Annotated in this window: 10 protein-coding genes; 4 read left to right on the top strand and 6 right to left on the bottom strand. The window is 70.7% G+C overall.

The genetic code is table 11. From position 1 onward, the window contains the following. Positions 1 to 4: 4 nt before the first annotated feature. Positions 5 to 673, bottom strand: coding sequence for a DUF3105 domain-containing protein (locus tag ACSU6M_RS09920; RefSeq protein ID WP_437068823.1), 669 nt, complete (start codon positions 671 to 673; stop codon positions 5 to 7). 318 nt (positions 674 to 991) lie between these two features. On the opposite strand from ACSU6M_RS09920, the gene glnA reads away from it, so the two are divergent. Beyond that, the gene (gene glnA / locus ACSU6M_RS09915; RefSeq protein WP_437068821.1) at positions 992 to 2,353 is read left to right on the top strand and encodes a type I glutamate--ammonia ligase; all 1,362 of its coding nucleotides are present in this window, start codon (positions 992 to 994) and stop codon (positions 2,351 to 2,353) included. 63 nt (positions 2,354 to 2,416) lie between these two features. On the opposite strand, the gene ACSU6M_RS09910 is transcribed toward glnA, so the two are convergent. The 3 genes from ACSU6M_RS09910 to ACSU6M_RS09900 all read right to left on the bottom strand — a co-directional run bounded on the left by ACSU6M_RS09910 (position 2,417) and on the right by ACSU6M_RS09900 (position 5,900). Then, positions 2,417 to 4,462: an acyltransferase family protein gene (locus ACSU6M_RS09910; protein WP_437068819.1), complete on the bottom strand. Its 2,046-nt coding sequence runs from the start codon at positions 4,460 to 4,462 to the stop codon at positions 2,417 to 2,419. 468 nt (positions 4,463 to 4,930) lie between these two features. Beyond that, the gene (locus ACSU6M_RS09905; RefSeq protein WP_437068817.1) at positions 4,931 to 5,371 is read right to left on the bottom strand and encodes a VOC family protein; all 441 of its coding nucleotides are present in this window, start codon (positions 5,369 to 5,371) and stop codon (positions 4,931 to 4,933) included. A gap of 22 nt (positions 5,372 to 5,393) precedes the next feature. Beyond that, positions 5,394 to 5,900, bottom strand: coding sequence for a pyridoxamine 5'-phosphate oxidase family protein (locus tag ACSU6M_RS09900; RefSeq protein ID WP_437068816.1), 507 nt, complete (start codon positions 5,898 to 5,900; stop codon positions 5,394 to 5,396). Positions 5,901 to 6,103: 203 nt separating this feature from the next. Between ACSU6M_RS09900 and ACSU6M_RS09895 the strand changes: the two genes are divergently transcribed. Next, positions 6,104 to 9,127, top strand: a complete 3,024-nt coding sequence (locus tag ACSU6M_RS09895) for a bifunctional [glutamine synthetase] adenylyltransferase/[glutamine synthetase]-adenylyl-L-tyrosine phosphorylase (RefSeq protein ID WP_437068814.1) — start codon at positions 6,104 to 6,106, stop codon at positions 9,125 to 9,127. 25 nt (positions 9,128 to 9,152) lie between these two features. Here ACSU6M_RS09895 and ACSU6M_RS09890 read toward each other — a convergent pair whose 3' ends face one another. Continuing rightward, entirely contained in the window at positions 9,153 to 10,013 is an 861-nt protein-coding gene (locus tag ACSU6M_RS09890; RefSeq protein ID WP_437068812.1) for a phosphatase PAP2 family protein, read from the bottom strand. Positions 10,014 to 10,111: 98 nt separating this feature from the next. Further along, a complete protein-coding gene (locus ACSU6M_RS09885; RefSeq protein ID WP_437068810.1) occupies positions 10,112 to 11,146 on the bottom strand; it encodes a LacI family DNA-binding transcriptional regulator in 1,035 nt (344 codons plus the stop codon). 475 nt (positions 11,147 to 11,621) lie between these two features. Between ACSU6M_RS09885 and ACSU6M_RS09880 the strand changes: the two genes are divergently transcribed. After that, the gene (locus ACSU6M_RS09880; protein ID WP_437068808.1) at positions 11,622 to 12,890 is read left to right on the top strand and encodes an extracellular solute-binding protein; all 1,269 of its coding nucleotides are present in this window, start codon (positions 11,622 to 11,624) and stop codon (positions 12,888 to 12,890) included. A gap of 102 nt (positions 12,891 to 12,992) precedes the next feature. Next, positions 12,993 to 13,997 carry a carbohydrate ABC transporter permease gene (locus tag ACSU6M_RS09875; RefSeq protein ID WP_437068806.1) on the top strand — a complete coding sequence of 335 codons (1,005 nt, stop codon included), beginning with the start codon at positions 12,993 to 12,995 and terminating at the stop codon, positions 13,995 to 13,997. Positions 13,998 to 14,003 lie beyond the last annotated feature (6 nt).

The following is a 14,003-nucleotide window of genomic DNA, read 5'->3' as shown; positions in this document are numbered from 1 at the left end:
CGCCTCACTCCGGCAGCCCGCCCGTGCAAGCGGCACCCTTCTCGGGCGTCTGCTCACCCTGGACGTACTTCTCGAAGAACTTGTCCACGTTCGGGTCGTCCGCGCCCGTGACCGAACGCTGGTGGCCCCACGCCGACAGCATGATCGGGTCGGCCTGCCCCTCGACCGGGCTCATCAGCGTGTACGGCGTCTTCTTCACCTTCGCCGCGAGCTTCTCCACGTCGGCCTCGGCCGCCTTGGAGGTGTACGTCACCCAGACCGCTCCGTGCTCCAGCGAGTGCACCGCGTGCTCGTTCTTGAGCTCCTTGGTGTAGACGTCGCCGTTGCAGTTCATCCACACCTGGTTGTGGTCGCCGCCGACCGGGGGCTGGGAGGGGTACTTCACCGTCTTGGTGACGTGGTTGCGCGACAGGGTGCCCTTCCAGGTCTTCACCCCGTCCTCGCCGGTGACGAACTTCCCGGACGTCGTCTTGCCGTCGGCGGCGGTGTCGTCGCTGTCGTCCGACTGGGTCTGCACGAGGACGACGGCACCGACGACGAGGCCGACGACGACCACCGTGCTCGCGGCGATCGTGAGGATGCGGCTGCGGCGCTCGCGGGCACGCTCGGCACGCCGCATCTCCTCTATGCGTGCCTTGCGCTCGGCGCTGTTTCTGTTCTTCGCGGAACCCATGGGGGAGCCCCTTCTGGGGAAAGGAGGACGGTCGGGTGGGCTGATCGTAATGGGATACGGCAGTACGTTCGTAGTGCGGGCCCGGGATTGGCCGATCCGACGCGGATCCGTCCGCCGTTACGGGACGGCGCCCCCGGCGGGCAAGATGGGCTGCGGAGCGTTCACCTGCCGTCGGGCGGGCGTTCGGCCGGGGGTCGGCCGGACGATCATGGGCCGCAACGCGCATGAAATGGTGTTGTGGTGGGATGCTCAGGTGCCCGACCGCCTCTCGTGGCGCGGGAGCAGGCGGCCTGACCAGCAAGGATGGGGAAGCGGAAGATGGACAAGCAGCAGGAGTTCGTGCTCCGGACGTTGGAGGAGCGCGACATCCGGTTCGTACGCCTGTGGTTCACGGACGTGCTGGGCTTCCTCAAGTCCGTCGCCGTGGCCCCGGCCGAGCTGGAGCAGGCGTTCGACGAGGGCATCGGCTTCGACGGCTCCGCGATCGAGGGCTTCGCCCGTGTGTACGAGTCCGACATGATCGCCAAGCCGGACCCCTCCACCTTCCAGATCCTGCCCTGGCGCGCGGAGGCCCCCGGCACCGCCCGGATGTTCTGCGACATCCTCATGCCGGACGGCTCCCCGTCCTTCGCGGACCCCCGGTACGTCCTCAAGCGCGCCCTGGCCCGCACCTCCGACCTGGGCTTCACCTTCTACACCCACCCGGAGATCGAGTTCTTCCTGCTGAAGGACCGCCCGCTGGACGGCTCCCGCCCGACCCCGGCCGACAACTCGGGCTACTTCGACCACACCCCGCAGAACATCGGCATGGACTTCCGCCGCCAGGCGATCACCATGCTGGAGTCCATGGGCATCTCGGTCGAGTTCTCCCACCACGAGGGCGCCCCCGGCCAGCAGGAGATCGACCTGCGCTACGCCGACGCGCTGTCCACGGCCGACAACATCATGACGTTCCGCCTGGTCATGAAGCAGGTCGCGCTGGAGCAGGGCGTCCAGGCGACCTTCATGCCGAAGCCCTTCTCCGAGCACCCCGGCAGCGGCATGCACACCCACCTGTCCCTCTTCGAGGGCGACCGCAACGCGTTCTACGAGTCCGGCGCCGAGTACCAGCTCTCCAAGGTCGGCCGCTCCTTCATCGCGGGCCTGCTGCGGCACGCGGCGGAGATCTCCGCGGTCACCAACCAGTGGGTGAACTCCTACAAGCGCATCTGGGGCGGCTCCGAGCGCACCGCGGGCGCCGGCGGCGAGGCCCCCTCCTACATCTGCTGGGGCCACAACAACCGCTCCGCCCTGGTCCGCGTGCCCATGTACAAGCCCGGCAAGACCGGCTCGGCACGGGTCGAGGTCCGCTCCCTGGACTCCGGCGCCAACCCCTACCTCGCCTACGCCGTCCTCCTCGCGGCCGGCCTCAAGGGCATCGAGGAGGGCTACGAGCTCCCTCCGGGCGCCGAGGACGACGTCTGGGCCCTCTCCGACGCCGAACGCCGCGCCATGGGCATCGAGCCCCTGCCCCAGAACCTCGGCGAAGCCCTCACCCTGATGGAGCGCAGCGACCTCGTCGCCGAGACCCTCGGCGAGCACGTCTTCGACTTCTTCCTGCGCAACAAGCGGCAGGAGTGGGAGGAGTACCGCAGCGAGGTCACCGCCTTCGAGCTGCGCAAGAACCTGCCGGTGCTGTAAGGGCCGGGGATACGAGAAGGGGGCCGGCGGTCGTCACGACCGCCGGCCCCCTTCCGTGTGCGCTCAGGCGCCGGGGCGCTTGCTGAGGTCCGCGCCGAACAGGCGGAGGAGTTCGTCCTCGACCACCGGCGTCAGGGCCTCGATGAAGCCGTCGGCGAGGTGGCCGTAGTCGCGGTAGACCATGGTGTTGCCGGCGACGATCGGGCAGTTGCCGGAGGGGGCGCAGACCCAGTCGTAGGGGTCGATCAGGGCCACGTCCTCGGCGGCGGCCGCCTTGCGGATCGCCTCGGTGACCTCCGGCTTGGGGTCGGCCTCGGAGCGGTCGCGGGCGCAGGCGCCGAGGTTGCCGGAGTTGGCGTTGGCGCAGTCGACGGCGTTGTTCTTCGGCCAGGGGTTGTCCAGCAGCGTCAGCACCTGGGTGCGGCCCTGCTGGAGCATCCGGTACGTCTCGGCCTGGCCCTTGCCCCACTCCTCGCCGAGGTCACCCTCGCCCCAGAGCTTCGCCGAGTTGGAGCTGGAGGTGATGACGAGCTCCGGCTCCATCGTGCGGATCTTCTCCAGGGTGACCTTCCGCCAGTTGTCGCACGTGGAGTAGGGGCCCTTGTTCCACTCGATGGTGATCTGGGCGACCTTGCAGGCGTTCTTGGTGAAGGAGTACAGCTTCCAGTGGTGCTTCTCGGCGATCGCGTCGAGCGCCGGGAACCACTGGGCGACGTGCGAGTCACCGAACAGGACGACGGTGCGCTCGCCCTTGGTGTCGCCGTAGAGGCACGGGTGCGTCTGCTTGGTGCCGTTCATCGTCAGGGCGCAGCCGTCGGTGTACACCTCGGACCGCTTGTAGGCGGTGTCCTTCATGCTGGGGCGAAGGTTGGACGGCAGCTCGTCCACCTTCTGCTCCAGCAGCTGGGTCAGCGCCGCCTTCGGGTCGGAGGCGGTGGCGATGGCCTCGGCGGTGTCCTGCCGCGCCGCGCCCGAGGTCAGGCTCGGCGGGAACTGGATGGCGACCAGCGCCGTGGCGGCGGCCGCCGCCGACAGCCCCAGACCCAGCGCGAGCCCGCGGCCGGCCCTCGCCTTGAACGCGCGGTGGAAGCGCATCGGGTTCTCGACCAGGTGCAGGGTCAGCCAGGCGAGCGGGATGCCGCACAGCGCGGCGATCAGCCGCAGCGGCCCGTCGTGCTCACCGAAGCCCGCCGCGGCCGGGACGATCAGGATCAGCGGCCAGTGCCACAGGTACCAGGCGTACGAGATCCCGCCGACCCACACCATGGGCCGCACCGACAGCAGCGCGCCCGCGCCCCAGCGGCCGCCGGCCGAACCGCAGGCCAGCACCGCGGCGGCGCCGAGCACCGGCACCACGGCGTTGTGACCGGGGAACGGCGTGGACTCGTCGAAGAACACCGCCGCGTAGGCGATGGCACCCAGACCCGCCCAGCTGACGACCGCCGCGATCGGCTTCGGGATGTCGTCGAGCCGGTGCGCCACCAGCGCCAGCAGGGCGCCGACGGCCAGCTCCCAGATCCGCCCCTGGGAGCCGAAGTAGGCCCAGGAGGGCGAGGTCTCGGTCAGGTGCAGGTTCACCGCGAAGGAGGCCGCGGCCAGGGCGAGCAGCGGGATCGCCAGCAGCACCCGGCGCCGGAAGATCTTCAGCGCGACGATCAGCAGGATCGGCCAGATCAGATAGAACTGCTCCTCCACCGCCAGCGACCAGAAGTGCTGGAACGGCGAGGGCGGCACATCCGTGTTGAAGTAGTCCGTTCCGGCGTCGGCCAGCCGGAAGTTGACGACGTACCAGGCGGAGGCGATGGCGTCCTTGGCGTAGTCCGCGAACCGCAGCGGGCCGAGGAACAGCCAGGAGCCGGCCAGCGTCGCCAGGACCACGAGCGTGGAGGCGGGCAGCAGGCGCAGCGCGCGGCGGGCGTAGAAGCGGCCGAGCCGGATCCTGCCCTCGCGGGCGTGCTCGCGGAGCATCAGCGAGGTGATCAGGAATCCGGAGATCACGAAGAAGACGTCGACGCCGACATAGCCGCCGGCGATCTGGGTCACCCCCGCGTGGGCGATGGCGACCAGGCTGACGGCCACCGCGCGCAGACCCTGGATGTCCAGCCGCATCCCCGCGGCGGCTGCCGCCGACGCGGATCCCCTGCCGCGTTCTCCGGGTGCACCGTCCCGGGGTTTCGGTATCGACGCGACCCCGTCGGATGCGGGTTGCGGAGGGTGCGCGAGGCGGCGGACGGGCACCGTGAGGATCTCCTTGCTCGTGGGGCGTCGCCGAGACGCGCAGGTGCGTCTGCGGCTGGTCTCCGGGGACTCGGTCGCCGCCGGGACAGGCTGGCGCCGGTGATCGCCCCGGAGCCGGACGATCGAACTTACCCTCGGCCGGGTCCGTGCGCGATGACGTTGTTATCACATCGTCACAACAAACGGCGGAGGCGGGCTTGAATCTACATGAACGACGTCCGACCGGACGGCGCCGGGGCCACCGGCACGGGCGCCTTCCCACCGCGCCCCAGGTCATGCCGGATCCCCGGATCTTCCCCCGAACGGCCGACACCGCGCGCCCGGCCCGGTTCACCCGCCTCAGTCGCCGCGTGCCGCCGCGGCGGCGAGGACCTGGTGCAGCGGCTCGGTCAGCCGGCGCCGGTACTCCTGCACCGCCCAGCCGTTGCCGTCGGGGTCCGTGAAGTACATGAACGTGGCCCCGTCCTGCGGAGCGAACCGCTGCGGCTCGCTGATCTCCAGGCCGCGGGCGGTCAGCTCCCGGTACGCCTCCTCGGCGTCCGTCACGCACAGCTGCAGCCCGTGGTAGGTGCCGGGCCGCGGGGTGCCCGTCGGCACCCGGAGGCCGTCGACCAGCGCGATGGAGCAGCCCGAGCCGGGCGGCGTGAGCTGCACGATCCGCACCCCCGGCATCACCTCGTCGTCGAGGTCCACAGGGAACCCCACCTTGTCCCGGTAGAACTCCTTGGCCCGGTCCACGTCGGACACCGGTAGCAGGACGACTTCGAGACTCATCTGCACGGCGTGACTCCCCTTGTCGGCGTCAGGCGAACCGCCATCGGGTCTGGCTGAACGGCTCTCCCTTACCGAACCCGAAAACCGTGCGGGGTGCCACCACGTACACGGCGGCGTGTCCCGGACCGTGGTGGAAGAAGCCGTCCCGCACCTCGAAGCGCCAGAAACTGCCGTATTTCGCCTCCCATGCGGCGGCCAGCTCCCGCAGCCGCGCGTCGTCAGTGACCCGCACCGCCTCGCCCTCCACCACCAGGTCGTAACCCCGGTCCCAGGTGTTGGTGCCGGTGGTCAGCACCACGTGCGGATTCGCCCCGAGGTTCTTCGCCTTGCGCTCCTCGGGCCCCGTGCAGAAGTGCAGCGCCCCCGCCGACCACACCGCCGGGAGCGGGGTGACGTGCGGGCGCCCGTCCGGTCGTACCGTCGAGATCCAGAACAGCTCGGCGGCCGACAGCAGCTTCTCCGCCTCGGACCAGTCGGCCGCGGTGGCCGCGGGGTCGCTGTAGCGGGGGTCGAGCCTCGCCTGCGGGGTGTTCATCGGCGTACCTCCCGTCCTCACCGGAGGTACCTCCCGTGCTCTCGGACGTACCTCCCGTATCTCACCGGACGTACCTCCCGTCCGCACAGGGCAGACCCGTCCCGAGGACGGAACTCATCGGCGCCTCCCGGCGGGACTGCGGTTAGGCTCGACTGCGGACGACCTTGATCGGCCTGGTCGTCCCGACGGACGGGAGGCGGGGCATGACGGCGCCGGGGCGCAGGAGCAGTACCTTCACACGGCTGCTGCGGCACGGCTTCACCGACGCCACCGCCGCGGAGCGCCTCCTGGACGCCCCCGAGCTCGCGCCCGTGCGCAACGACCCCGTCCTGCTGGAGGCCCTCGGCGCCACCGCCGACCCCGACCTCGCCCTCGGCGGCCTGGTCCGCCTCCTGGAGGCGCAGCCCGAGCCCACCGCACGCCGGGAACTGCTGGACACCCTGATAGCGGCCAAGCCGCTGCGCGACCGCCTGCTCGGTGTGCTCGGCGCCTCCGCCGCCCTCGCCGACCACCTCGCCCGGCACCCCGGCGACTGGCGGGCGCTGGCCATGTACGAGCCGCGCGACCTGCACCCCGGCGTCGAGGAGTTCGAGCGGGGCCTGGCCGGCGCCGCCGACCCCGTCGCCCTGCGCGTCGCCTACCGCCGCTGCCTGCTGTCCATCGCCGCCCGTGACGTGTGCGGCACCACCGACGTCGCCCAGACCGCCGCCGAGCTGGCCGACCTCGCCACCGCCACCCTGCGCGCCGCCCTCGCCATCGCCCGCGCCGCCGCGCCCGACGAGGCCGCGCTGTGCCGGCTCGCGGTGATCGCGATGGGCAAGTGCGGCGGCCACGAGCTGAACTACGTCTCCGACGTCGACGTCATCTTCGTCGCCGAGGCCGCCGACGGCGCCGACGAGGCCAAGGCCCTGCGCGCCGCCACCAAGCTGGCCTCGCACATGATGCGGGTCTGCTCGGAGACCACGGTCGAGGGCTCGATCTGGCCGGTCGACGCCAATCTGCGCCCCGAGGGCCGCAACGGCCCCCTGGTGCGCACCCTCAGCAGCCACCTCGCCTACTACCAGCGCTGGGCCAAGACCTGGGAGTTCCAGGCGCTGCTCAAGGCCCGGCCGGTCGCCGGCGACCTGGAGCTCGGCGAGGAGTACGTGGCCGCCGTCGCGCCCCTGGTCTGGCAGGCCGCCGAGCGCGAGAACTTCGTCGCCGACGTGCAGAAGATGCGCCGCCGGGTGGTGGAGAACATCCCCGCCGCGGAGGTCGACCGCGAGCTCAAGCTCGGACCGGGCGGCCTCAGGGACGTCGAGTTCGCCGTGCAGCTGCTCCAGCTGGTGCACGGCCGCGACGACGCCGGCCTGCGCAGCGGCACCACCCTCGACGCCCTCCAGGCGCTCGCCGCGGGCGGCTACGTCGGCCGCGCGGACGCCGTCCAGCTCGACGAGGCGTACCGCTTCCTGCGCTCCATGGAGCACCGCATCCAGCTGTACCGGCTGCGCCGCACCCACCTGGTCCCCGAGGCCGAGGCCGACCAGCGCCGACTGGGCCGCTCGCTGGGCCTGCGCACCGACCCGGTCGCCGAGCTCGACCGGGAGTGGCGGCGGCACGCGGGCGTGGTGCGCCGGCTGCACGAGAAGCTGTTCTACCGGCCCCTCCTGGACGCCGTCGCCCAGCTCGCCCCCGGCGAGGCCCGGCTCAGCCCCGGCGCGGCCCGCGAACGCCTGATCGCCCTCGGCTACGCCGACCCCGCCTCCGCCCTGCGCCACCTGGAGGCCCTGGCCTCCGGCGTCACCCGCAAGGCCGCCATCCAGCGCACCCTGCTGCCGGTGCTGCTCGGCTGGTTCGCCGACTCCGCCGACCCGGACGCGGGCCTGCTGAACTTCCGCAAGGTCTCCGACGCCCTCGGCAAGACCCCCTGGTACCTGCGGCTGCTGCGCGACGAGGGCGCCGCCGCGCAGAACCTCGCCCGTGTGCTGTCCGCCGGCCGGCTCGCGCCCGACCTGCTGATGCGCGCCCCCGAGGCGGTCGCCCTGCTCGGCGACGGCGACGGCGCGGGGTCCGGCACCGGGGGCGGCCTCGCCCCGCGCACCCGCGCCCATCTGGAGCAGGAGATCCTGGCCGCCGTCGGCCGCGCCGAGAACGGCGAGCAGGCCGTCAGGGCCGCCCGTGGCGTCCGCCGCCGCGAGCTGTTCCGTACGGCCGCCGCCGACATCGTCAGCTCCTACGGCACCGAGGCCCGGCCCGCCGAGCCCGACCAGGGCGCCCTGGTGGACCGCGTCGGCGGCGCCGTCTCCGACCTCACCGCCGCGACCCTCGCGGGCACCCTGCGCGCGGTCGTGCGCGAGGGCTGGGGCGAGACCCTGCCCACCCGGTTCGCGATCATCGGCATGGGCCGGTTCGGCGGTCACGAGCTGGGCTACGGCTCGGACGCGGACGTCGTCTTCGTGCACGAACCGCGCGACGGGGTCAGCGAGCAGGAGGCGTCCGAGGCCGCGCACAAGGTCGTCTCCGAGATGCGCCGCCTGCTGCAGATCCCCAGCGCCGACCCGCCGCTGCTGATCGACGCCGACCTCAGGCCCGAGGGCAAGTCGGGCCCGCTGGTGCGCACGCTGAAGTCCTACGAGGCCTACTACCGCCGCTGGTCGCTGGTGTGGGAGTCGCAGGCGCTGCTGCGGGCCGAGCCGGTCGCCGGCGACGAGGACCTGGGCCGGCGCTTCGTCGAGCTCGTCGACCCCCTGCGCTATCCCGCCGGGGGCCTGGGGGAGGAGGCGGTGCGGGAGATCCGGCGGCTGAAGGCCCGGATGGAGTCCGAGCGGCTGCCGCGCGGCGTGGACCCCAAGCTGCACACCAAGCTGGGGCCCGGCGGGCTGTCCGACGTGGAGTGGACCGTGCAGCTGCTCCAGCTGCGGCACGGGGCCGAGGTGGCGGGGCTGCGCACCACCCGCACACGGGACGCGCTGGCCGCCGCCCGCGAGGCCGGGCTGCTCGGCGAGGAGGACGCGGCCACCCTCGACGAGGCGTGGGTCCTGGCCACGCGGGTGCGCAACGCCGTGATGCTGGTGCGCGGCCGGGCCGGGGACACCTTCCCCTCGGACCCGCGCGAGCTGGCCGCCGTCGGCCGCTACCTGGGCCACGGGCCCGGACATGTCGGGGACATGCTGGACACGTACCGGCGCATCACCCGCCGGGCCCGGACGGTGGTCGACGAGCTCTTCTACGGGGTGGGCGAGCGCTAGGCCGTGTCCCGGCCCCGAAGGGGCCTCAGGACCGCGTCGGCAGCAGCGGGCCGCCCGGCTGGTGGGGCACCAGCCTCGGCAGCGCGTGCGGCAGCGCCCCGTACCAGAGCCGTGCCACCGTGTAGCCGAAGGCCAGGCAGAGGATGCCGCCGACGGCGTCCAGCCAGAAGTGGTTGGCGGTGGCGACGATGACGACGAGCGTCGCCGCGGGGTAGAGCAGACCGAGCACCTTCGCCCACGGCACGGTCGCCAGCGCGAAGATCGTCAGCCCGCACCACAGCGACCAGCCGATGTGCATCGACGGCATCGCCGCGTACTGGTTCGACATGTTCTTCAGGTCGCCGGAGGCCATCGAGCCCCAGGTCTGGTGCACCAGCACGGTGTCGATGAAGTCGGCGCCGTTCATCAGCCGGGGCGGGGCCAGCGGATACAGGTAGTAACCGACCAGTGCCACACCGGTGGTGGAGAACAGCACCGTGCGGGTCGCCGCGTACCGGCCGGGGTGACTGCGGTAGAGCCACACCAGGACACCCAGCGTGACCACGAAGTGCAAGGTGGCGTAGTAGTAGTTCATGCCGACGATGAGCCAAGTCACGGAGTTGACCGCGTGGTTCACGGACTGCTCGACGGCGATGCCCAGGGTGTGCTCCGCCCGCCAGATCCAGTCGGCGTTGCGCAGCGCCTCGGCCTTCTGCTCCGGTACGGCGTTGCGGATCAGCGAGTACGTCCAGTAACTCACCGCGATCAGCAGGATCTCGAACCACACCCGGGGACGCCGGGGAGCGCGCAGCCGGTTCAGAAAGCTCTGTCCCGAATTGTCCGTGACAGTCCGCGGAACGGCCGTCTCTTCGCGGCCTTCCAGAGTCGTCACGGTCGTCTCACCCATGGGCACAGAGTCTGCCAGACAATTCTTCCCCCACCGATCATCCTCTGGTCGGGCGACCGACGCACCTCCTACACCGGGCGAAGGCGCGCGTCTACGCCCTAAGGACGATTGCGGTCACCAGGGGCCGAAGCGGTCGAACCGCGCACCACCAGCTCGGGCATGAAGACGAACTCGCTGTGCGGAGCGGGCGTCCCGCCGATCTCCTCCAGCAACGTGCGTACGGCGGCCTGGCCCATGGCCGGGACCGGCTTGCGGACGGTCGTCAGGGGCGGGTCGGTGAAGGCGATCAGCGGGGAGTCGTCGAAGCCGACCACCGAGATGTCCCGCGGGACCTCCAGGCCGAGCTGCCGGGCCGCCCTTATCGCGCCCAGCGCCATCATGTCGCTCGCGCACACCACCGCCGTGCAGTCCCGGCCGATCAGCGCGGTGGCGGCCGCCTGGCCGCCCTCCAGCGTGTACAGCGAGTGCTGCACCAGATCGGCCTGCACCTCCTCGGCGGGCAGGTCCAGCTGCTCCTGCATGGCCCGGACGAAGCCCTCTATCTTCCGCTGGACCGGCACGAACCGCTTCGGTCCGAGCGCCAGCCCTATCCGGGTGTGACCGAGCGAGGTCAGATGCGTGACCGCGAGGGTCATCGCGGCGCGATCGTCGGGCGAGATGAAGGGCGCCTGCACCTTCGGCGAGAAGCCGTCCACGAGGACGAAGGGGACGCCCTGCGCCCGCAGCTGCTCGTAGCGCTGCATGTCGGCGGTGGTGTCCGCGTGCAGCCCGGAGACGTAGATGATGCCGGCCACACCGCGGTCGACCAGCATCTCGGTCAGCTCGTCCTCGGTCGAGCCGCCGGGAGTCTGGGTGGCGAGCACCGGGGTGTAGCCCTGGCGGGTCAGCGCCTGGCCGATGACCTGCGCCAGGGCCGGGAATATCGGGTTCTCCAGCTCCGGGGTGATCAGTCCGACCAGACCCGCGCTGCGCTGGCGCAGCCGCACCGGACGCTCGTAGCCGAGGACGTCGAGGGCGGCCAGCACGGCCTGGCGGGTGGTGGCCGCGACGCCAGGCTTGCCGTTGAGGACGCGGCTGACGGTCGCTTCGCTCACCCCCGCCTGCGCAGCGATGTCCGCAAGCCGTGTGGTCACGCCAGTGGACTGTACCGGCCGAATGTCGCCTTGCACACCAACCGGACGCCGGGTGCGGGCGTTTGACCGGCGCGCTGCGGGTTGCTGCGGCATGGCGTCCCCTCGTGAAACCGAATGCGTGAAAGCGAGTGAAGCCGATTGAAACAGTCGGCAAGAGCTTGCAAGTCTTGCACAAGTGTTCCTCCGCCCGCTGATCACCCGCAATACCCGGCCTCGTAGCAGTCGCGCGGAGGTCACGCAGACGTAACGTCTGAGATCCCTTGCACTTTTTTTCTGCAAGGTCTTTCGCGCCGCTTACATCGCTGTTACGTTCACGTCGCCCGGCGGCCGCAACGGCGCAGTCGGCAAGCAGCAGGCACGGCAGACGGGGCCGCACCTGCGGGCCCTGTCATCACACCCCCGTCGCCCTTCGGGCGGACGACGGGAATGTGACGAAAGGGCCCACCACACGGGCTTTCACCCTCAAGGAGAACTCATGCGGCGTGGCATAGCGGCCAGCGCGCTGGTGGCGTCCCTCGCTCTCACGGCGACGGCCTGCGGCGGCAGCGACAGCGGCGACTCGGCGGACGGCCCGGTCACCATCACCTGGTGGGACACCTCCAACGCGACCAACGAGGCGCCGACGTACAAGGCCCTGGTCAAGGAGTTCGAGGCCGCCAACAAGGACATCAAGGTCAAGTACGTCAACGTCCCCTTCGACCAGGCGCAGAACAAGTTCGACACCGCCGCCGGTTCCAAGGGCGCCCCGGACGTGCTGCGCTCCGAGGTCGGCTGGACCCCCGCCTTCGCCAAGAAGGGCTTCTTCCTGCCGCTGGACGGCACCGAGGCCCTCGCCGAGCAGGGCAAGTTCAAGACCAACCTGATCGAGCAGGCCAAGTACGAGGGCAAGACCTACGGCGTCCCGTTCACCACGGACACCCTCGCCCTGGTCTACAACAAGGAGCTCTTCGCCAAGGCCGGCGTCGAGGTCCCGCAGACCTGGGACGAGCTGAAGAAGGCCGCCGCCACCATCAAGGCGAAGACCGGCGTCGACGGCTACTGGGGCTCCACCCAGTCCTACTACGCCCAGTCCTTCCTCTACGGCGAGGGCACCGACACCGTCGACGCCGAGGCCAAGAAGATCACGGTCAACTCGCCCGAGGCCAAGAAGGCGTACGGCACCTGGCTGGACCTCTTCGACGGCAAGGGCCTGCACAAGGCCGACACCACCGCCGACGCCTACGCCCACATCCAGGACGCGTTCGTCAACGGCAAGGTCGCCGCGATCATCCAGGGCCCGTGGGAGATCACCAACTTCTACAAGGGCTCCGCGTTCAAGGACAAGAACAACCTCGGCATCGCCACCGTCCCGGCCGGCTCCTCCGGCAAGGCGGGCGCCCCGACCGGCGGCCACAACCTCTCCGTGTACGCCGGCTCCGACGAGGCCCACCAGAAGGCCGCGCTGAAGTTCGTGAACTTCATGACCTCCGCGCACGCCCAGGAGACCATCGCGCTGAAGAACAACACGCTCCCCACGCGTGACGACGCCTACACCGCGAAGGTCAAGGCCGACCCGGGCATCGCCGGTTACCAGACGGTCCTCGCCGCCGCCCAGCCGCGCCCGGCCCTGCCCGAGTACAGCTCCTTCTTCGGTCACCTGGACACCGAACTGCTCGCCGTCGCCGGCGGCAAGAAGTCCCTGGACGAGGGTCTGAGCAGCGCCGAGACCGCCATCGCCAAGCTGGTGCCGGACTTCAGCAAGTGACCGCCCGTGGCCGCCGGAGTGCCCTGATCATGGGGGGAGCGTTCCGGCGGCCACCGGCCTGCGTGCCGTACTCCCCCTGAACTTTCCAGAAGGTGTCGAACCATGACAGTCGCCATCGACCGAGCGACCGGCAAGCGCCGTGGTGACCGCGGGCAGCGCCCCGGCCTCGGGCAGCGCCTGAAGCACGCCTACCAGAAGCACTGGTACGCCTACGCCATGATCCTCCCGGTGGCGATCGTGCTCGGCGTGCTCGTCCTGTACCCGCTGGCGTACGGCTTCTATCTCACGCTCACCGACGCCACCAGCCTCAACACGGCGCGCACCATCGGCGTCAACGAGATCGAGGCCACCTACAAGTTCATCGGTTTCGACAACTACGCCGACATCCTGTGGGGCGAGACCTCCTACGAGCGGTTCTGGTCGCACTTCATCTGGACCATCGTGTGGACCGCCGCCTGTGTCGGCCTGCACTACACGATCGGCCTGGGCCTCGCCCTGCTGCTCAACCAGAAGATGCGCGGCCGCACCCTCTACCGGCTGATCCTGATCCTGCCGTGGGCCGTGCCGACCTTCGTCACCGTCTTCGGCTGGCGGTTCATGCTCGCCGACGGCGGCATCATCAACTCCGGCCTGGAGTTCCTGCACCTGCCCACCCCGGCCTGGCTGGAGGACACCTTCTGGCAGCGGTTCGCCGCGATCATGGTCAACACCTGGTGCGGTGTGCCGTTCATGATGGTCTCCCTGCTCGGCGGCCTGCAGTCCATCGACGCCTCCCTCTACGAGGCGTCCGAGATGGACGGCGCCAGCAAGTGGCAGCAGTTCCGCTACGTCACCCTGCCCGGCCTGCGCTCGGTCAGCTCCACCGTCGTCCTGCTCGGCATCATCTGGACCTTCAACCAGTTCGCCGTGATCTTCCTGCTGTTCGGCGACACCGCCCCGGACGCCCAGATCCTCGTCACCTGGGCGTACTACCTGGGCTTCGGCCAGCAGCCGCGCGACTTCGCGCAGTCCGCGGCCTACGGCATCCTGCTGCTGGCCATCCTGATCGTCTTCACCTCCTTCTACCGCCGCTGGCTGAACCGCAATGACCAGCAGCTCGCGATCTGAGGCAGG

This window comes from Streptomyces sp. enrichment culture, assembly GCF_964272895.1.
Classification (GTDB): Bacteria; Actinomycetota; Actinomycetes; order Streptomycetales; family Streptomycetaceae; genus Streptomyces.
This window is presented reverse-complemented; position numbering and strand designations above follow the sequence as displayed.